At 38.1% G+C, this 20,160-nt stretch carries 24 protein-coding genes; 11 read left to right on the top strand and 13 right to left on the bottom strand.

The window, feature by feature from the left end:
- Window positions 1–37 precede the first annotated feature (37 nt).
- The gene (gene rpsB, locus BZK16_RS09735; protein ID WP_077928691.1) at window positions 38–787 is read right to left on the bottom strand and encodes a 30S ribosomal protein S2; all 750 of its coding nucleotides are present in this window, start codon (window positions 785–787) and stop codon (window positions 38–40) included.
- Between the two features lie 278 nt (window positions 788–1,065).
- On the opposite strand from rpsB, the gene hemE reads away from it, so the two are divergent.
- The 5 genes from hemE (at window position 1,066) to BZK16_RS09710 (ending at window position 4,911) form a co-directional block, all read left to right on the top strand.
- Window positions 1,066–2,124: a uroporphyrinogen decarboxylase gene (hemE, locus tag BZK16_RS09730; RefSeq protein WP_077928690.1), complete on the top strand. Its 1,059-nt coding sequence runs from the start codon at window positions 1,066–1,068 to the stop codon at window positions 2,122–2,124.
- A gap of 19 nt (window positions 2,125–2,143) precedes the next feature.
- A complete protein-coding gene (locus BZK16_RS09725; RefSeq protein WP_077928689.1) occupies window positions 2,144–2,605 on the top strand; it encodes an NUDIX domain-containing protein in 462 nt (153 codons plus the stop codon).
- Window positions 2,606–2,700: 95 nt separating this feature from the next.
- Window positions 2,701–3,087 carry a response regulator gene (locus BZK16_RS09720; protein WP_077928688.1) on the top strand — a complete coding sequence of 129 codons (387 nt, stop codon included), beginning with the start codon at window positions 2,701–2,703 and terminating at the stop codon, window positions 3,085–3,087.
- 1 nt (window position 3,088) lies between these two features.
- Window positions 3,089–4,321 (top strand): amino-acid N-acetyltransferase, encoded by a 1,233-nt coding sequence (gene argA, locus BZK16_RS09715; protein ID WP_233145268.1) that lies wholly within the window; start codon window positions 3,089–3,091, stop codon window positions 4,319–4,321.
- Between the two features lie 50 nt (window positions 4,322–4,371).
- A complete protein-coding gene (locus tag BZK16_RS09710) occupies window positions 4,372–4,911 on the top strand; it encodes a biotin transporter BioY (RefSeq protein ID WP_077928687.1) in 540 nt (179 codons plus the stop codon).
- On the opposite strand, the gene rsmD is transcribed toward BZK16_RS09710, so the two are convergent.
- The 9 genes from rsmD to BZK16_RS09665 form a co-directional block, all read right to left on the bottom strand.
- A complete protein-coding gene (rsmD, locus tag BZK16_RS09705) occupies window positions 4,891–5,463 on the bottom strand; it encodes a 16S rRNA (guanine(966)-N(2))-methyltransferase RsmD (protein ID WP_077928686.1) in 573 nt (190 codons plus the stop codon). The genes BZK16_RS09710 and rsmD overlap by 21 nt on opposite strands.
- A complete protein-coding gene (locus tag BZK16_RS09700) occupies window positions 5,463–6,146 on the bottom strand; it encodes a lysophospholipid acyltransferase family protein (protein ID WP_077928685.1) in 684 nt (227 codons plus the stop codon). Before BZK16_RS09700 ends, rsmD begins: the two co-directional genes overlap by 1 nt.
- A complete protein-coding gene (locus tag BZK16_RS09695; RefSeq protein ID WP_456300697.1) occupies window positions 6,146–6,439 on the bottom strand; it encodes a lysophospholipid acyltransferase family protein in 294 nt (97 codons plus the stop codon). The genes BZK16_RS09700 and BZK16_RS09695 overlap by 1 nt, the downstream gene beginning before the upstream one ends.
- 73 nt (window positions 6,440–6,512) lie before the next feature.
- Window positions 6,513–7,064 (bottom strand): D-glycero-alpha-D-manno-heptose-1,7-bisphosphate 7-phosphatase, encoded by a 552-nt coding sequence (locus BZK16_RS09690; RefSeq protein ID WP_077928683.1) that lies wholly within the window; start codon window positions 7,062–7,064, stop codon window positions 6,513–6,515.
- Between the two features lies 1 nt (window position 7,065).
- On the bottom strand, window positions 7,066–9,138 hold the full coding sequence (gene glyS / locus BZK16_RS09685; protein ID WP_077928682.1) for a glycine--tRNA ligase subunit beta: 2,073 nt from the start codon (window positions 9,136–9,138) through the stop codon (window positions 7,066–7,068).
- A gap of 72 nt (window positions 9,139–9,210) precedes the next feature.
- The gene (gltX, locus tag BZK16_RS09680) at window positions 9,211–10,620 is read right to left on the bottom strand and encodes a glutamate--tRNA ligase (protein WP_077928756.1); all 1,410 of its coding nucleotides are present in this window, start codon (window positions 10,618–10,620) and stop codon (window positions 9,211–9,213) included.
- Window positions 10,621–10,641: 21 nt separating this feature from the next.
- Complete coding sequence (locus tag BZK16_RS09675) at window positions 10,642–11,271, bottom strand: LemA family protein (RefSeq protein WP_233145267.1); 630 nt, start codon at window positions 11,269–11,271, stop codon at window positions 10,642–10,644.
- 53 nt (window positions 11,272–11,324) lie between these two features.
- Window positions 11,325–12,065: a twin-arginine translocase subunit TatC gene (tatC, locus tag BZK16_RS09670; protein ID WP_077928681.1), complete on the bottom strand. Its 741-nt coding sequence runs from the start codon at window positions 12,063–12,065 to the stop codon at window positions 11,325–11,327.
- 2 nt (window positions 12,066–12,067) lie between these two features.
- Entirely contained in the window at window positions 12,068–12,862 is a 795-nt protein-coding gene (locus BZK16_RS09665) for a cytochrome C assembly family protein (RefSeq protein WP_077928680.1), read from the bottom strand.
- A 114-nt stretch (window positions 12,863–12,976) separates the two neighbouring features.
- Here BZK16_RS09665 and ffh point away from each other — a divergent pair, with 114 nt between their 5' ends.
- From ffh to BZK16_RS09650, 3 genes are all read left to right on the top strand, one after another.
- Window positions 12,977–14,332 carry a signal recognition particle protein gene (ffh, locus tag BZK16_RS09660; RefSeq protein WP_077928679.1) on the top strand — a complete coding sequence of 452 codons (1,356 nt, stop codon included), beginning with the start codon at window positions 12,977–12,979 and terminating at the stop codon, window positions 14,330–14,332.
- A 32-nt stretch (window positions 14,333–14,364) separates the two neighbouring features.
- On the top strand, window positions 14,365–15,354 hold the full coding sequence (locus tag BZK16_RS09655; protein WP_077928678.1) for a S49 family peptidase: 990 nt from the start codon (window positions 14,365–14,367) through the stop codon (window positions 15,352–15,354).
- A 122-nt stretch (window positions 15,355–15,476) separates the two neighbouring features.
- Entirely contained in the window at window positions 15,477–15,740 is a 264-nt protein-coding gene (locus tag BZK16_RS09650) for a hypothetical protein (RefSeq protein ID WP_233145266.1), read from the top strand.
- On the opposite strand, the gene folB is transcribed toward BZK16_RS09650, so the two are convergent.
- The 3 genes from folB to pheA are packed head-to-tail and all read right to left on the bottom strand — an operon-like array spanning window position 15,726 to window position 17,407.
- Window positions 15,726–16,088: a dihydroneopterin aldolase gene (gene folB, locus BZK16_RS09645; RefSeq protein ID WP_077928677.1), complete on the bottom strand. Its 363-nt coding sequence runs from the start codon at window positions 16,086–16,088 to the stop codon at window positions 15,726–15,728. The two genes, BZK16_RS09650 and folB, sit on opposite strands and share 15 nt — an antisense overlap.
- A gap of 19 nt (window positions 16,089–16,107) precedes the next feature.
- Window positions 16,108–16,527, bottom strand: coding sequence for a prephenate dehydratase (locus tag BZK16_RS09640; protein ID WP_158076841.1), 420 nt, complete (start codon window positions 16,525–16,527; stop codon window positions 16,108–16,110).
- Window positions 16,481–17,407, bottom strand: a complete 927-nt coding sequence (gene pheA / locus BZK16_RS09635; protein ID WP_077928675.1) for a chorismate mutase — start codon at window positions 17,405–17,407, stop codon at window positions 16,481–16,483. The genes BZK16_RS09640 and pheA overlap by 47 nt, the downstream gene beginning before the upstream one ends.
- Before the next feature lie 143 nt (window positions 17,408–17,550).
- On the opposite strand from pheA, the gene BZK16_RS09630 reads away from it, so the two are divergent.
- Genes BZK16_RS09630 through recF form a run of 3 tightly spaced genes read left to right on the top strand, consistent with a single transcriptional unit; the run spans window position 17,551 to window position 20,145 of the window.
- Window positions 17,551–17,910 carry a response regulator gene (locus BZK16_RS09630; protein WP_077928754.1) on the top strand — a complete coding sequence of 120 codons (360 nt, stop codon included), beginning with the start codon at window positions 17,551–17,553 and terminating at the stop codon, window positions 17,908–17,910.
- Between the two features lie 36 nt (window positions 17,911–17,946).
- Window positions 17,947–19,047, top strand: coding sequence for a DNA polymerase III subunit beta (gene dnaN, locus BZK16_RS09625; protein WP_077928674.1), 1,101 nt, complete (start codon window positions 17,947–17,949; stop codon window positions 19,045–19,047).
- Window positions 19,048–19,050: 3 nt separating this feature from the next.
- Window positions 19,051–20,145 carry a DNA replication/repair protein RecF gene (recF, locus tag BZK16_RS09620; protein ID WP_077928673.1) on the top strand — a complete coding sequence of 365 codons (1,095 nt, stop codon included), beginning with the start codon at window positions 19,051–19,053 and terminating at the stop codon, window positions 20,143–20,145.
- Window positions 20,146–20,160: the final 15 nt, after the last annotated feature.

Here is a 20,160-nt window from a genome sequence, read left to right as displayed (position 1 = left end):
TCTTACTCAATGCTTGAAAACAATCTGTTGAGACTGATTATGCTTCTGTAGCTTCAGCTTCTACGTAGCCATCTTTTTCGATAACTTCAGCAGCCAATTTAGCGTTAGAACCACGGCCCGCGATTACAGCATCAGCTGCTGCTTTTGCGTACAATTGGATTGCACGGATCGCATCATCGTTACCAGGGATAACATAATCAACACCTTCTGGTGAGTTGTTTGTATCTACGATACCAATTACAGGAATACCCATTTTACGAGCTTCTGCAACAGCATTTTTTTCGTAACCAACATCGATTACAAACAATGCATCAGGAATAGAAGGCATATCTTTGATACCACCCAAGCTGCGCTCTAATTTTTCTAATTCACGAGCAAGCATGATGCCTTCTTTCTTGTTGAAGCGTTCGATAGAACCATCTTCTTTCATTGCTTCAATTTCGCGTAAACGCTTGATAGAGTTTTTCACTGTTTTGAAGTTAGTCAACATACCACCTAACCAACGGTGATCAACGTATGGTTGTCCTGCACGCGTTGCTTCAGCTGCGATAGTTTCTTGTGCTGCACGTTTTGTACCAACAAACATAATACGGCCATTTTTTGCAGCAATGCTTGAAATTGCATTCATTGCATCTTCAAATAATGGAACAGTTTTTTCTAAGTTGATGATATGAATCTTTTGACGGTCGCCAAAGATGTAGTTTTTCATCTGTGGGTTCCAGTAACGTGTTTGGTGACCGAAGTGAACACCAGCTTCTAGCATATCGCGCATAGTAACGTTTGACATATTTTATCCTTTAAAATTTAGGGTTGAGCCTCCAAGCATATTTAAGCGGACTTTATCAGCACCCAACACTTAAACAGTTCAGCTTGTGAGTCGTTTATTAAATGCTTAGTTCAGATCTTTAATTAAGAAACCAAAACTAAGCACGGCTTTATACCATATAGATTTAAAAAATTCAATTTTTTTCAAATATTAAGCTGTATTTAATAGCGATGTATCAACTACAAGATTCGGTCTTTTCGTGGTAGACTACACAGGTTAATTTTTAAGGAATGAGCGTAATGAGTTATAAAAATGATTGTTTCATTAAAACACTTCTGCGAGAGCAAACATACAAGACTCCTTGTTGGATGATGCGCCAAGCAGGTCGTTATTTACCAGAGTACCGTGCAACACGTGCAAAAGCTGGTAACTTTATGAACCTTTGCATGTCGCCTGAATTGGCAACAGAAGTGACTTTACAACCTATAGATCGTTTCGGTTTTGATGCTGCAATTCTTTTCTCTGACATCTTAACGATTCCTGATGCAATGGGATTGGACTTAACATTTGAAGAAGGCAAAGGCCCAATCTTCAGAAAACCATTAACAACTGAAGCAGAGATCAGAAATCTTCGCAAAGTTGGGATGGAAGAAGAGCTAGGTTACGTAATGGATGCAGTACGCATGATCGTTAAAGAATTAGACAATCGCGTACCATTAATCGGCTTCTCTGGCAGCCCATGGACTTTAGCAACTTATATGCTAGAAGGTTCAACAAGTAAAGAATACACAAAAATTCGTGGTTTAATGTATACAAACCCAGCATTATTACATGCTCTATTAGATCAGTTAGCAGATGTTGTGATTGACTATTTAAATGCACAAATTGTGAATGGCGTTGCTGCTGTACAAATCTTCGATACTTGGGGTGGATTATTAAGCAAAGAGTGCTACAAAGAGTTCTCTTTACGTTACACACAAAAAATCCTCAATGGCTTGATCAAAACTTATAAAAACCAAGAAATCCCATCCATTATTTTCACAAAAAATGGTGGTGCATGGCTATCTGAACAAGCAAACGTTGGCGCAAATGCAGTTGGCTTAGATTGGATGACAGATTTGGATCACGCTCGTGCATTGATTGGTAACAAAGTTGTATTGCAAGGGAACATGGATCCAGCTGTATTGTTAAGCAATCCTGAAGTTGTTCGCGCTGAAGTTAAGAAAGTATTGGATAAATTCGGCGTAGGTGGCGGTCACATTTTCAACTTGGGTCACGGTATTTTCCCTGGCATCGATCCTGAAAACGTAAAAGCTATGGTGGACGCAGTCCGTGAACTTAGCCCAGCCTATCACTAACAACAATAAGAGAGCGCCCATGCAATATGAAGATAAACATTGGAGTGATGATGTTGAGATCTTCTCTTCGGGTGCGATCATTGTGCGCTTAGAAAATAAAAGCTTTCGGTATTTATTACTGAAAGCTTACAATTTTTGGGATTTTCCTAAAGGACAAGTTGAACTGGGTGAAAGTGCAATTGAAGCAACAATAAGAGAAGTCCAAGAAGAGACAACAATCACAGATTTGAACTTCCGCTGGGGGTTTGATTTTTATCAAACACCTGCTTACTTTAAAGGTAAGAAAATCGCACGCTATCACTTAGCAGAAACACAAAGAAATGAGATATCATTGCCTGTGAATCCTGAATTAGGACATCCTGAACACAATGATTGGATATGGGCAACCCGCGCGCAAGCACTGAAATTGGTTACACCAAGAGTTAGAGAAGCAATCTATTGGTCTGATCTTTTTCTCGCCCACGACCCGAGAATAATATAAGGTAGTTTGATCATACAAAACTCAAAATTTATTTTATTAGTCATATAGTATATAGTAAGAAAACATGCGCTATATTGATGAATTGGAGAATACTAATGGCAGCACCACTAACTAAAATTATATGTATTGATGATGACCAAGATATCCTCAGCATCATCGAGTTTTCTCTTTCAGAAGTTGGAGGCTTTGAAGTATTGGCTTGTAACTCTGGCGCCGAAGCTTTAGAAAAAGTTGATGGTTTTGCGCCACAACTGTTTTTAATTGACGTGATGATGCCAGGCATGAGTGGCCCAGAAGTTTTAGCTGAATTACACAAGCAACCACAATATGCTTCAACACCAGCAATTTTCTTAACTGCGAATGCAAACTTTGCTGCATATTCTGAAGCTAAACCACCAAAATTATTAGGGGTTTTAACTAAGCCTTTCGATCCAATGCAGTTACCTGAGCGCATCCAAAAACTTTGGGATGAGTTCATGTAATATGCTCAATCAAACAATACTAAAAGTACTGCACGATGCAGGACAATATTTTCATACCTATTCAGGTAGTACTTTTGTTGTTTTATTGGATCAAGTCTCGCAAGAGCAATCAAGCACCATCGCTAAAGATATCGCCCTACTTTGCGCGCTCAATATCAAAATTATTCTGATCGCGCCAACACATGCAATTGGGCAGCCTTTTGTCATAGAATCCGAAGAGAAATTAGAAGAATTTCTCATTAAAACGCAAGTTACTCAGCGCAAAACTGAAGTTCTGCTCAACCAAGCGTTTTATCAATACCAAATCAACTCTGCAATTGTTTCCAGTAGCGCTGTGACAACTAAGCCTTATGGCATTCACAACGGTACAGATTATGGTTTCTTTGGCAAAGCGAGAAGCATTAAGAAAGAACTGCTCAATCATATTTTAGAAAGTGCATCTTGCCTCATCATTCCAACGTTTGGTTTTGCGCCAACGGGTGAAACATTCATCATGGATGGTCTGGAAATGGCAGAAAAAATTGCAAGTAGCTTACAATGCCAGAAACTCATGATTCTCACAGAACATGAAAATTTGCCACGAGAAATGAATGCAACTCAAGCAAAGTTACTGTGCCAAGATAGCAATCTACCAAACAACACTCGTGCATTAATTAAAAATAGTATTCCTGCCATTGAACATGGTGTAGATCGTATTCATTTATTGAATAAAGCGACTGAAGGTGAATTAATCATTGAGCTTCTAACACGAGATGGTGTTGGCTCGATGATTACCAATGAACCTTATGATGAAATCAAGCCAGCTGAGTTGACAGATATTCAAGCATTGAAAGCTTTAATGCAGCCTTTAGAAGATGATGGCACACTGAAAAAACGTAGCATTCAAGATTTAGAAAAAGATATTCACAACTTCTATTTAATGTTCCGTGATAACTCGCTCATCGGTGCCGTTGCGTATTATCCTTATCCTGAAGAGAAAACGACAGAGCTAGCCTCCCTCATTGTTCACCCTGATTATCGCAAAGGCAAAAAAGCAAATCAATTGATGCAATTTGTGGAGCATAAAGCACAAGAAGATGGTTTTAATTCTATTTTCTTACTCACAACACAAACTGCACACTGGTTTATGGGTAATGGCTTTAAAGAAGCTAAAATCATCGATCTACCTAAAGACAAACTAGCTGTATACGATTACACAAGAAACTCTAAAGTCTTCTTTAAGCATATTGTTTAGGTGATTCATTTCAAGTAAACTTTGATTTTAAAGTTTAAGTTTACTAAATCATGAACAAGTCACAAAATTACCTGAAAACAACAGCATTAATACTTATTTTAATCGCTTTTCTAAGCCTATTTGCTCAATTATCCATATCCATTGGCATGATTCCAATTACAGGACAAACTCTAGCTATTGGCATTATTGCATCTATTTTTTCACTCAGAATTGGATTAGCTGTTGTCTTAGGTTATTTATTATTAGGCGCATTAGGCTTACCAGTTTTTGCTAATCAGAAAAGTGGCATCGATACCATCATTGGCGCAACAGGCGGTTTTCTTGTGGGCTTTATTTTCTATGTGATCACTGTACGAACATGCCTGAATTTCTCTAAAAAGCTGATCGCTTTTATTGCTGCCAATTTATTGGCAACATTCATCACGCTAGTTTTTGGTTGTACTTGGTTATATATCAGCAAAGATTTATCTATGATGAAAGTGATCGATGTGGTGATGATTCCTTTCATCGTGCCAGGAATCATCAAATCTACGTTATCCGCGGTGATTGGTTACAGTGCAATGTTATATTCAAGACGATCGAACAAATAAAGATAAATTCGATTCTTTTGTTCTCATTTCACGATGAACCACGAAACCATCCAATTGAATTGCTGGCATTTGGATTGACCGCTCAACCACTAAATATTTCACACTTTGATAAATTGGCATCGTATTGATTAACTCTACTGATTTCATCAATAACTCTGGCATGCCAAATGGCGGATCTAAAAAGATCATTGAAAATTCTTCGGTATGCTTGGATAAGAACTGAATTGCATCGATATTCATTAATTGAAAGCGATCTTTCTCTTTACAGATACCTTCAACATTTTTACGTAATACCTGAAAAGCTTCTCGATCTTTTTCATTGAAAGTCACAGCATGTGCGCCACGAGACAATGCTTCTAATCCTAATGCACCGCTGCCTGCAAATAGATCCAAACAACGCGAGCCATACAGAAAAGGTTGCAACCAGTTAAACAATGTTTCACGCATGCGATTGCCCGTTGGGCGCAAGCCATCACGATCCACAACTTCCAATAAACGTGTGCGATAATCACCCGCAATGATTCTAACGGTATGTTTCTGTTGCTTTGCCATTACTTTGCCAACGTCGTTCGTTCATTTGCCTTAATCCAAGCATAAGTTGCATCATTCAACTCTTGCACACTTTTATCTTCGCTCTCAATCAATTCACCAATTGTGATATCAATCGTGCCTTTATTCTTTAAAAGCTGCCCTCTTGGCCATGCTAAACCTGAATTAACACTGACAGGTAACACGGGCGCTTTTAATTTAGAAGCAACCAAAAATGCTCCGTTTTTATAAGGCAAAGATTCACCTGGTGCAACTCGCGTGCCTTCAGGGAAAATAATCACAGAAATATTTTCTTCTAATCGCGACTTAGTATTAGCAATCATCATCTTGAGCGCTTCTCTACCTTCAGATCTATCAATTGCAATTGGATGCAATCGAGCTAAACCTTGCCCAAATAGCGGGATTCTCAACAACTCTTTTTTCAAAACAAAACAATACGTAGGAAAAATTACTGGAAATAGAAATGTTTCAAAAGTGGATTGATGATTAGAAATAATTACCGCAGGGTGATCTTTAATCAAGCCAATGTTTTCAATGCCATTAACACGATATTTCACGCCTGTTGTGATGCGTAATAAAAATAGTGATAAAGCACACCATAATCTTACAATTGGATAATAACGTCGTTCTGATACGCAATATGAATAGATAATCATAAATGGAATAAAAATAACGGCAATTACCATTAATAAGATANTCGAGCTAAACCTTGCCCAAATAGCGGGATTCTCAACAACTCTTTTTTCAAAACAAAACAATACGTAGGAAAAATTACTGGAAATAGAAATGTTTCAAAAGTGGATTGATGATTAGAAATAATTACCGCAGGGTGATCTTTAATCAAGCCAATGTTTTCAATGCCATTAACACGATATTTCACGCCTGTTGTGATGCGTAATAAAAATAGTGATAAAGCACACCATAATCTTACAATTGGATAATAACGTCGTTCTGATACGCAATATGAATAGATAATCATAAATGGAATAAAAATAACGGCAATTACCATTAATAAGATAAAAAAGATTAACGAGCGAATCCATTGAATCATACTAATCATCCTTTAATAGCGCTTCGACAAACGCGAGTAAATTTGTATAAATGGGTAAATCTAGATATTGTGCGATTGCTTCTGCACTGCTCTCTTTACCATAGCCTGTTTCCACCATAATCGGCAAACATTGGGCATTGATTGCAGCTTCTACGTCACTCAATTTATCACCCACAAAATAGACTGAATCATCCTGCGGTGAAATATTGAACTCATCCATAATGGATAGCAACATTCCAGGATTAGGCTTGTGATCAGGATGCGTACGCTCCAATGCTGGGCAATAACGCCAAGCATCAATATGCGCACCAACATCAGCACAAGCTTGATACATTTTTTCAGTGATCAAAGCGAGCGTTGCTTCATCATATAAACCGCGGCCAACGCCACGTTGATTGCTAGCAACGCCAACCAAGATTCCATGTTCATTCAACAACCGAATCGCCTGAAGGCTCGATTCAATCGGAATCCATTCTTCAGGTGATTTAATATAATCAGGGCTATCGTAATTAATAACCCCATCTCGATCGAGAATGACGAGCTTTGGCAACATATTAAATGTCTTGCAACAAGGACAAGTCAGCCATTGCTTTGAAGTATTGGCGAATACGATTCAACAAATGCAAACGGTTTTCACGCACAGCTAAATCATCACACATCACCATCGTATCTGTGAAGAATTGATCCAATGGGCCTGCCAATGTTGATAAATGTGATAATGTTTCCACATAGTTATGCTCAGCCGTTGATTTTTCTAACGCTGGTGCAATTTCTGTGATCGCCTTGAATAACACTTTTTCAGCATCTTCATTCAACAAATCAGCATTTACAACCATTGCTGTTTGATCTTTCAAGTTTTTCTCTAAAATATTAGAAATACGCTTGTTAGATTGAATCAAACTATGTGCTGCTTCAGTTGTTCTGAATTCAGTGATCGCATTCAAACGACGCAAAATATCTAAAGGATTATTCAATTCCAATGCAGAAATGGATTCGAATGTATCGTGTGCAATACCTAACTCAGCTGTATAAGCCTTCATTCTTTCTAAAATATAGTTCAATACTTTAGCTTCAACTTCTGGATTTTGTAATTCCGCAGGTAAGTTCAAGTAAGCAACATTGATTAAATCTTTCAAGTATAAATCAACATTTTGCTCCACTGAAATACGCAAAATACCTAGTGCTGCACGACGCAAGCTGTACGGGTCACGTGAACCTGTTGGGATTTGGCCAATCGAAAAAATACCTACGATTGTGTCTAAACGCTCTGCAATGGCTAATGCTTGAGCTTCTTTAGTTTCAGGTAAACGATCGCCTGCAAATTTTGGCCAATAAACTTGTTCCAATGAATGAGCAATGCACGCATCCAAACCTTGTTCAAGTGCATAATAACGACCCATAATACCTTGTAACTCTGGGAATTCTTGCACCATGTTGCTCAATAAATCTGATTTGTATAATTCAGCAGATTTTGAAACTACATCAACATCCGCACCGATTGATTTTGCAATCACAGTACTCAATGCGCCCACACGATCAGTTTTATCTTTTTGTGAACCCAATTGTGTTTGGAAAATTGTAGTTGCTAAACGAGGCAAATAATCTGCCAAAGGAATTTTCTTATCCGAATTCCAGAAGAAATCTGCATCACTGAAACGAGGGCGAATGACACGCTCATTACCACTGATCACTTCTTGTGGGTTTTCACTTTCAATATTACTCACAAAGCAGAAATAACGCGTTAAATTGCCATCATTATCCACGATTGGGAAATATTTTTGATTATCTTGCATCGTAGAAATCAATGCTTCTTGTGGTACATCCAAGAAATGCTCTTCAAACTGACCTACTAATACAACTGGCAATTCAACCAATGCAGTCACTTCATCTAACAATGAAGGCTCCATGATCGCTTTACCATATTGTGCAGTTGCCTTATTCACTTGCTCAACAATGCTTGCTTGGCGTTTTGCAAAGCTTGGTACAACTTTACCTTCAGTTTCTAGCAATGTTTCATATTGAGTTGGCGCTGTAACTGTCAAAGTGCCTTCTGTATGGAAACGATGACCACGAGTAACACGATCAGATTTCACACCCATGATTTCGGTATCAATCACATCGTTACCGTACAATAGTACGATCCAACGAACTGGGCGAACAAATTCAAATTCATGAGATTCCCAACGCATTCTTTTAGCAATTGGCAATTTATTCAATGCATTCACCAACATTGCAGGCACTAAATCTGCTGTTTTTTGGCCAATGATTTTCTCTTCAAAAGCAAACCATTCGCCTTTATCCGTTGCAACCTTGATCAATTGATCCACTTCAACACCACAACCACGAGCAAAGCCTAATAATGCTTTAGTTGGTTCGCCATCTTTGAAACCTGCAACAACCGCTGGACCACGCTTTTCATTCACGTAATCTGCTTGCTGACCCACTAAATTTTTAATCAACAAACCAAAACGGCGAGGCGATGCAAATACTTCACAACCATCAAATGCTAATTTTGCCTGTTTCAATTCTGCTTCGATTAATCCTTTGAAATCATTCGATAATGTATTCAAGAATTTTGGTGGAAGCTCTTCTGTTCCAATTTCAATTAATAAGTCTGCTGTGCTCATTCAATTTCGTCCATAAAAGAAAAAACTATAATCCTTTAAGATTATAGTTTTTTAGTTGATTCGGTCAAAGTTTTAACCAATTTTTTCAATTGCTTTCTCTAAACGAGCAAGCGTTCTATCTTTACCAACGAGGATTAAAGTTTCATCCAAGTTCGGGGATGCTGCTCTACCAACAATCGCTGTACGAAGTGGCATGCCAATTTCACCCATTTTAATGTTCAATGTTTTTGTGAGATCTTTCATCTCAGCTTTTAAAGGTGCTGACGACCAATCATCTAAACCTGCAAACACATCACGCAATGCAATCAAAGTTGGTTTTGATACAGCTGTTAAATGATGCTCAACAGATTCTTCATCATATGTTAACTCTTCAACATAGAGATATTGAATCATCGCTGCCAATTCAACCATTGTTTGACAACGTGCAACGTGCGCTTTTGCAGCAGCTTCTAAATAAGCCATATCTGTGATTTCAATGCCGATTGCTTGCATGTATGGCACTAATAATACTGCCAATTCAGCAGGGTCTTTTTGAACCATATAATGTTGGTTCAACCACAATAATTTACTTGTATTGAATGCGCTTGCTGCTTTGTTCACATCTTTCAAATCGAATAGTTCAATCATTTCAGCCCAAGAGAAAATCTCTTGATCGCCATGTGACCAACCTAAACGAATTAAGTAGTTCAATACTGCTTCTGGCAAATAACCTTCATCACGATATTGCGTCACGCTCACAGCACCATGACGTTTTGATAATTTCTGACCATCATCACCCAAAATCATCGCAACATGCGCATAAGCTGGCACTGGTGCATTCAATGCTTTTAAGATATTAATTTGTCTTGGTGTGTTATTGATGTGATCATCACCACGCACAACGTGCGTAATGCCCATATCCATATCATCAATCACAACGCAGAAGTTGTAAGTTGGCGTACCATCTGGACGAGCAATGATTAAGTCATCCAACTCTGTATTTTGGAATGTGATTGTGCCATGCACCAAATCATCAAAGCTTGTTACGCCAGTTTCAGGATTACGGAAACGAACTACAGGCTGAACACCTTCAGGAATCGCAGGCAATACTTTACCTTCTTCAGGGCGCCACATACCGTTATAACGTGGTTTTTCCTTATTAGCTTCTGCCAAATCACGCATTTTTTGTAACTCTTCTTGCGTGCAGTAGCAATAATAAGCTGTGCCTACTTCCAACATTTCAGCAATCACTTCTTTGTAGCGATCGAAACGTTTAGTTTGATAGAAAGGACCTTCATTGAAGTTCAAACCTAACCAATCCAAACCATCAATGATTGCTTCAACAGCTTCTGGAGTAGAACGCTCTAAATCCGTATCTTCAATTCTTAATACTGTCTCGCCTTTATTGTGCAATGCATATAAACAAGAATAAAGGGCCGTTCTTGCACCACCAATGTGCAGAAACCCTGTAGGAGAAGGGGCAAATCGCGTTCTAACTTTCATACTCATCTTTATCTCAAATAATTAAAATTTAACCTTAGGTGCTTCACGTTGTACTTCATCAATTTCATACAATGCACCTGGTTTAAAACTAAATATTCCTCCGACCATATTATTCGGAAAAACCTGCAGATAGTTATTATACTCCGTTGCATCAATATTGTAAGTTTGACGATGTGCAGCAATTAAGTTCTCAGTTGTTGCTAGCTCTTGATGCAATGATTGCATCTGTTCATTCGCTTTCAAGTCAGGGTATGATTCCACAACTGCCATCAAGCGACCTAACGCACTATTCAATACACCTTCACTTTTTGAAGCGGCATTCATCAATGCAGCATTGCCTAGGTCTTCCTTAGCTGCATCCAAATTGCCTTTTGCTTGATTACGTGCCGAAATCACTGCTTCCAATGTTTCACGTTCGTGATCCATATATTTTTTAGCAACTTCCACTAAATTTGGAATCAAATCAAAACGGCGCATCAATGCTGTATCAATTTGCGCAAATGAATTTTGGTAATTATTGCGTTTTAACACTAAGCCGTTATACACAGAAATTATCATCATAATCAATGCGATCACAATGACAATCACCACTGCCCAAACAACAACTGCTGTTGTGGACATTCCTAAAAATTCCGCGATGTTTGCAATCATACTTTTCTCCGTTCTTTCTTAATATTCTTATTTCTGTACAACCCAATTGCTTTTTATGATCGCTTTAACTGTTTGGCGATCCACAAACCCACTTCAAATAAAATTATCGTCATCCCTGCAAATGCAACCTGAGATAACACATCTGGCGGTGTAACAACAGCCGCAACCACAAACGCACCAATGATGATATATGGTCTTTTTGCGCTAATTTTTTCCACTGTAATGACATTCATTAATACTAATAAAATAATCACAACAGGTACTTCAAATGCTATGCCAAAAATGAAAAATAATCTCAAAATTACTGATAAATATTGACTAATGTCGGTAGACATTACAACACCATCTGGCGTTGTGCCCACTAAAAACTTAAACATTAATGGCATTACAGCAAAGTAAACAAACATCATGCCAAGATAAAACAACATGATGCTCGAGAAAATCATCGGGAATACCAAACGGCGTTCTTTCTGATACAAACCTGGTGCAATGAAGCGCCAAATTTGATAAATCACCCAAGGCACTGAAATAAAGAACGAAATCCACAACGTTAGCTTAATTGGCACCAAGAATGTAGAGGTTACTTCTGTTGCGATCAAGCTACTACCTGCTGGCAATACTTGAGTTAATGGCATTGCAACAAATGTATAGATATCATTTCTAAACCAAATTAAACCAAAAAATATTACAACCACACCCAATAGCGCTCTTAGAATACAGCTTCTGAGCTCCATTAAGTGTTGAATTAAAGATTGCTGTGGACTCTCTTCTTTGCTTACGTTTGAATCTGTCATAATTAAGATGTGCGATTAAATAAAAGTTCTTGAACCACTCTTGAACCTGAAACACCGATCAAGAGGACAACAAATGCGATTAAAGCATATTTAGCTGCGGGTTTCCCACGCAAACCTTTGAAGTGATGCAATGTCAACAATGTGACAAAGATGATCAACGATACAATAGATAAAATTGATCGGTGAACGAATTGCTTATCAAACCAGCTATCCATAAAAGACAATGCTGTTAATAAGCTTAATGTTAATAACACAGCACCAATTGCCATCAACTGGAATAACCATTTCTCCATGCTCATCAATGGTGGCAAATGGTTTAAGAAATAGCCTGTTGGCTTCTTCAAATAACTATGGCGAAGCACGATCAATGCTGCTTGTACACCAACAACCATTAACACTGCGTAAGCAATGATGGATAAAATAATGTGTAAACTTAAAATTGGGCGCGCACTGTTAAGTGTCAATTGCGAATCATAGCTTTCTGACACAATCAACGAGATGATTGCTAAGGTAAATAGCACCATTGAAATATCTGGATGCCTACGAATATTCGGCAGGATGATCATTAAAGTCGCAAGAATCGTCAACGAAAATGCATTGGACGCACCTAAATTGATACCGCCTGCACCAACCAAAGCTTGACTCAACATCCAAGCGTGCAAAATGACAGCCGTCCATGCAAAGAAAGTGCCAACTTTAATGCAATTTCTGGAAAGCTTTCCTTTAACAAAACAGAAAATTCCTAATATTGCTATTAGGTAACATGTAATGTTTACTATGAAGAGTAGAGTATTCATAATCTTACTGGGATCAACATTGTTGAAGAATGACTTTAAAGGAATGCCTAATTAAAGTAAACTAGGCGACTATCTAGACTATAATACACTAATTTAATACATTTCTGAGGCATTATGTTTGAAAATTTAAGTGATCGTTTACGCCAAACGATGAAATCACTCCGCGGACAAGCGAGACTGACAGAAGATAATATTAAAGATGCTCTACGCGAAGTTAGAATGGCGCTTTTAGAAGCAGACGTAGCATTACCAGTTGTTAAGAGCTTTATTGAGCGAGTTAAAGAGCGAGCTGTTGGCCGCGAAGTAATGTCGAGCCTAAATCCTGGTCAAGTTTTAGTTAAAGTGGTTCATGAAGAGTTAATCGCTGTCATGGGCGCTGAAAATGCTGAACTAGATCTACGTACGCAACCACCAGCCGTTATTTTGATGGCAGGTTTGCAAGGTGCTGGTAAAACAACAACAACAGGTAAATTAGCTGCTTTCTTAAAAGAAAAACAAAATAAGAAAGTTATGGTTGTGAGTGCCGACGTTTATCGTCCTGCTGCAATCGAACAGTTGAAAACAGTTGCTGGTAAAGTGGGTGCAGAATGGATTCCTTCTGATCCTTCAGAAAAACCTGTAGATATTGTCATCCGTGCAAAAGATTGGGCAAAGAAAAGTGGCGCTGATGTTTTGATCGTGGATACAGCAGGCCGTTTACACATTGATGATGTGTTGATGGATGAAATCAAAGGCATTCATGCTGCAGTTGAACCTGTTGAAACATTGTTCGTTGTAGATAGTATGACAGGTCAAGATGCTGTGAATACTGCCAAAGCATTCGATGAAGCATTGCCATTGACAGGTGTTGTATTAACAAAAGTAGATGGTGATGCACGCGGTGGTGCAGCGTTATCAGTTCGTCAAATTACAGGCAAGCCGATCAAATTCATCGGTATGGGCGAAAAATTGGATGCATTAGATCCATTCTACCCTGATCGTATGGCTTCTCGTATCTTAGATATGGGCGACGTTTTATCATTAGTTGAAGAAATTCAATCTAAAGTGGATCACGATAAAGCTGCTGAATTAACTGAAAAATTCAAAAAGAATCAACAATTCGATTTGGACGATTTCAAAACGCAAATGGAACAGATGTTGAACATGGGCGGTATCAATACATTCTTAGATAAATTGCCTGGCATGGGCGATATTTCTCAGAAAGTTAAAGATAAGGCTGATGATTCTGTATTCCAGAAGAAAATTGCCATCATTAATTCAATGACGATGAAAGAGCGTAAAGATTACAAACTTTTGAAAGCGCCTCGTCGTATGCGTATTGCAAAAGGTTCTGGCGTGGATATCCAAGATGTTCACCGCTTAGTGAAAGAATTCGAGCAAATGCAACGCATGATGAAAGAGCTGAAAAAAGGTGGCATCGGTAAAGTGATGAGATCTTTCCAAGGCATGAAAAAATTCATGCCTAAGTAATCGCAAGCATAATCACAAGGAATAAATTGCAAATGAGTGACTTTAATAATAACAATAATAATGACAACGCTTTAAATAAGCAGCTTTACTCTGTGTTAGAGAAAACGCTACAAGCTGGCGTGATTGAACAACGCAGAAAAAGACGCTGGGGTATTTTCTTCAAGCTACTCTTTGCACTTTATTTTCTAATCATCATTGGCATGTTTGCAGCAACACCAGTGCTCAATGAACAGCGTAAATTCATAGATAGTGATGGTAATCCAATGAATGAATATACAGCTGTGATTCGCATTGAAGGTGAAATTGCAGCCAGTACTGATGCAAGCGCAGATAAAATCACCACTGCCCTACGCAAAGCATTTAAAGATCCTAAAGCAAAAGCGATTGTATTACGCATCAATTCAGGCGGCGGATCACCAGTACAAAGCGCTTATGTTTATGATGAAATTAATCGTTTAAAGAAAATTCATAATAAGAAAATCTATGCTGTGATTATGGATATCGGTGCATCTGGTGCTTATTACATTGCATCGGCGGCTGACGAAATCTATGCTGATCAAGCAAGTTTAGTTGGCTCAATTGGTGTAACTGCAGCATCATTTGGCTTTGTGGGTACTATTGAGAAATTAGGCATTGAGCGCCGCTTATACACTTCTGGTGAACATAAAGCATTCTTAGATCCATTCTCACCACAAAATTCAAGTGAAAATGAATTTTGGAAAGATGTATTGAATACAGTACATGTTCAATTCATCAATGCTGTGAAAAAAGGCCGTGGTGATCGTTTACAAGACAAACCAGAATTATTCAGCGGATTAATTTGGAGTGGTGAACAAGCATTGCCATTAGGCTTAATTGATGGCTTAGCATCTACAGGCAGTCTTGCACGTGATGTGATACAAGCACCTGAATTGGTTGACTTTACTGTACAAGAAGATGGCTTCACTCGTTTCATGAAAAAGTTAGGTTCTGAAACAATTCAAAGTTTCTTTTATTCTTCATCCGAGATACAATTGCGATAATTACTACATAATTATTGACAATAACAAACAATTCCAAAACCTGTGTACTACACTTAGCATTACTGCTATTAAGGTGAAGCAAGGGTTTTAAGGGATTCAATGAGTATTAAAGGCATAAAAGAATGATGGCAGAAGACATGTTCATTCGTTGCGTACAAAAAAAAGATGGCGAGGTCATTGCTAAAAAATTAGCTAAGTTATACGTTCTAGTTCATTTAAAATTAGATCACAAACATTATATGACAGAAGAAAAAGATAGTATTTTTTTAGAACTTGCACATCGATTTGCAACGAATATCGAAGCAGATTTAACAAAGACAGCAGGACACCATGCAGCAATCCTATCTGCCTTATTTTTATCAGATGATGAGTCAGAGATAATCTGATCGTTCACGTGTAATCACAATTCCCACAGAATCAGCAAAAGCGATTGCTTCAGGTTTATTTAACTCTAATGTTAATTTTTCTGTGCGATATGTTGTGAGTATATGCTTGGCAATCGTTTCTGCTAAAGTTTCCACCAATTGAAATGATGAAGTCTCGATCAGCTCTTTAACGCTGTTCGAGATTTTTTCATAATCCAATGCATCCAAAATATTTTCTGTGGATGCTGGTTTTTTATTATCAAATGCCATTTCTAGCGTGATGATTACAGGTTGCTTTTTCACGCGTTCAAAATCATAAATACCAATGATGGCATCGGCCGTTAAGTTACGAATAAATACTTTGTCCATAATAATGCTAAACCACTTCCTAATAACGAGCTTGCGGGTATGATCCCAAAATTTTCAATAATGATGCACGATTGTGAATTTCGTTCAAAGCTTTTTGCACTTTCACATCATCTTGATGTCCCATGATATCAATATAGAAGCAATATCCCCACATTGTGTGCTTCGCTGGACGAGATTCGATTCTCGACATTGTCACATTGTGCGCTGATAATGGTTCAATCAATTGATTTAACAAGCCTGGGCGATCATTGGCTGAAACCATAAATGTTGTTTTATCATCGCCACTCGGTGCAATTTTTTTATTGCCAATCACTAAGAAGCGCGTCGTGTTTGAAGTATCATCTTCAATATATTTCGCTAAGATCGGAATATTATAAAACTGCGCAGCTTCTTCACTCGCCAACGCTGCTGAATTTGTAGGTGATTGCTGTGATTGCATCAGAGCATCCACATTCGAATGACAAGNGATCATTGGCTGAAACCATAAATGTTGTTTTATCATCGCCACTCGGTGCAATTTTTTTATTGCCAATCACTAAGAAGCGCGTCGTGTTTGAAGTATCATCTTCAATATATTTCGCTAAGATCGGAATATTATAAAACTGCGCAGCTTCTTCACTCGCCAACGCTGCTGAATTTGTAGGTGATTGCTGTGATTGCATCAGAGCATCCACATTCGAATGACAAGCAACTTGTTCCGCATGCGGTAAATGTTTATCTAGCCAACCGCGACATTGTGCCAATGATTGAGGATGGGCAAATACTTTCGTCACAGATTTTTCATCCGCAGCGCTCGAAATTAAGTTCTGATGAATGCGTAGCGTTGTTTCTCCACAAATGGATAATAACGTTTGAGCAAAGCAATCCAATGTTAAATTCACCGCGCCTTCCGTTGAGTTTTCCACAGGCACAAGACCAAAATCCACCAATCCTGTTTCCACCGCCCTAAATACTTCGGGAATTGTTGCTTGTGGCAATAAATTAGCTGAACCACCAAATTGTTTACGCGCTGCTAATTCTGAGAATGTTTTTTCTGGCCCTAAAAATGCAATTTCCAATGGTTTTTCTAACGATAAACAAGTGGACATGATTTCTCTGAATAAACGAGCAATTTCTTGATCAGGAATTGGCCCCTGATTTTTCTCCATATAATTCGCTAAGACTTGCGCTTCTCTCTCTGGGCGATACATCTCTGTATCTCCGCTCGCGATTTTAATTTCACCAATTGTCATGGCATGTTTGGCGCGCTCATTTAATAATTTCAAAAGCTGTTGATCAATCTGATCAATTTCTGTACGGTGGATTGCGATTGTGGACATTTCTAACTCTAAAAAGTGGTTTTTGATCACTTAAACATTACAAAATCTCTAATTAATGTCAATCTATCTTCAGACAAGTTATTAAAAAGTCTTTTTTTCTTGTATAATGAATTACCGTGGAATGTAACATTAAAGGTGTATTCGTGGCTAAGATACTAATTGCAGATGATTCAAAATTACAAAAACTAGAAATCGCAAAATTTTTAATAAAGTTAGGCCATCAAGTTCTAGAAGCCAAAGATGGAAATGAAGCTGTGCAAGTTGTTGAACAATTCATGCCCGATCTTGTTTTAATGGATGTTGTTATGCCTGATTGCAATGGATTTAGTGCTCTACGTCGAATTAAAAATAATGACAAAGTGAAGCATATCCCTATCATTATGGTCAGCACAAAAAGTGAAGACATAGATAAAATTTGGGCAAGCAAACAAGGTGCGGTAGGATATATTACAAAGCCGATTGATTTTAATTTGCTAGAAAATGAAATCAATAAAAATTTGTAATTAATTCAATGTATTCATGAGTGGAATATTTTTATTATGGAACTAATCGTACAAAGAGAGCAATTGCTACAGCCATTGCAAGCATTAATTGGTGTGACTGAAAAAGGCCAAACATTGCCTGTTTTGGCGAATGTGAAATTATTGGTCAAAGCAGAAGAAATTATTCTGACTACGACTAATCTTGAGATTGAGCTCTCTTGTGCATTGCCTTATATCTCCTCATTAACAGGAGGCACAACCATTCCTGCGAAAAAGCTATTGGATATCCTAAAGGCTTTACCATCGGGCATTGATGTTCACTTAACTATCAATCCTGATAAAGTTGAGATCAAAGCAGGCCGCTCTAAATTCTCATTGGCATGTTTGCCTTTGGAAGAATTCCCAGTGCTTGATCACATTGATTTCACTGAAACATTAACTTTACCTAAAGATCGCTTTAGATTATTGATTCAACGTGTTGCTTACGCAATGGCAAGTGCGGATGTTCGCTATTTCTTAAATGGTATGTTATTGGATGTACAAAGCCTAGAGATCGCAGCAGTTGCGACAGATGGTCACCGCTTGGCACTCAGCAAATATGCATTAGAAAGCGTAACAGACATCAGCAATCAATACATCATTCCACGTAAGGCGATTGAAGAGCTATTAAAACTCGTTGAAAATGAAGCTGCACCAATGCATTTACAGTTGAGTGCAAACCATTTGCGCGTTGAGTTGGGCAGCATGATCTTCACAACAAAGTTAATCGAAGGTAAATTCCCAGATTACAAACGTGTGATTCCACCAGTGGGTGAAAAAATCATCATGGCGGATCGCGTTGAAATGATTGAATCATTGACGCGTACTTCGATTTTATCTCAGGATAAATTCCGTGGCATTCGCATGAATATATCTCATTGCTTAATCAAATTGGTTGCACACAACCCTGAGCAAGAAGTTGCAGAAGAAGAAGTTGAAGTGAACTATCAAGGTGATGATTTCATGATCGCATTCAATGCTTCATACATCACAGATGCTTTCAAAAATATTGAAGGTGATATGGTTCAATTAAGCTTCACTGAAAATAACTCAAGCTGCTTAATCAAAAACCCTGAAGATGACACTGTTGACCACGTTGTTATGCCAATGCGCCTCTAAAACGTGATCATTCGATCATTATCACTCACAGGATTTAGAAATCTCGCCACACAAAGCATCGACTTCCACTCAAAATGTAATGTGTTCTATGGCGCAAATGCCTCAGGTAAAACAAGTTTACTTGAGGCGATTTACTATTTATCCCACCTTCGCTCATTCCGCCAGCGTGAATTCGCTAAAATCATTGGAGATGAGCATGAGTTTTTGCGCCTAATCACAAAATGCCACAATGATATTTCTGAGCATTTGGTCGGTATCGAGGTTAATAAACAAGAGCACATCGTTCGTGTGGATGCAACACCATTAAAACAGCGCTCTACATTAGCTAAAATGCTCCCCTGCCTGTATTTAGATCCTGAAACAGGCAAATTACTCACAGATAGCCCGAAATTTCGCCGCCAATTTATGGATTGGGGATTGTTCCATACTGAAGCGAACTATCATCACCTTTGGCAAAATTATGATCGTGCATTAAAACAGCGCAATATCATCTTAAGGCAAAAACAAAATCCAAGGCTCTTAGATAGTTATGACGAATTATTGGTTCAATTTGGTGATCAAATCACACAAAAACGCGAAGCATTCATCACAGCTATTTTTGAAAAAGCATCACCTTTATTATCCAAACTCATCAATCAGCCTTTTGAATGGTCAATGGAATATCGCAAAGGTTTTACAGGCAATAATTTTGCAGAAGAGCTAAAAAACCAACGTGAAAAAGATTTTATCATGGGGCATACAAGAGCTGGCCCACATCGTGGTGATTTTGTAGTAAAAGCAAACCATAAAAATGTCAGCGAATATTTATCTCGTGGGCAAATTAAATTAGCAAGCATCGCGCTCACACTCGCACAAATTCAGCTCTTTCAAAATTATAATGAAGCTCAAAATGTCATTTTATTGATGGATGATATGAGCGCAGAGCTTGATAAACAGCATCGTGAAATTTTATTGGAAGAGTTTTTGAAATTAAATGTCCAATTATTCATTACATGTTTAGAAGAAAATGAGTTCCCAGAGCTCATTAACAATGATCTGATCAATCAACCACATCAATATAAGATCACTACAGGTTTTGTTCAAAAAATGGTACAATAACTCGTTTTTGAATGC

The sequence above is a fragment of the Wohlfahrtiimonas populi genome, from assembly GCF_002006795.1.
GTDB classification, from domain to species: Bacteria; Pseudomonadota; Gammaproteobacteria; order Cardiobacteriales; family Wohlfahrtiimonadaceae; genus Wohlfahrtiimonas; species Wohlfahrtiimonas populi.
The sequence above is the reverse complement of the archived record's forward strand: the minus strand, read 5'-3'. Positions and strand labels throughout refer to the sequence as shown.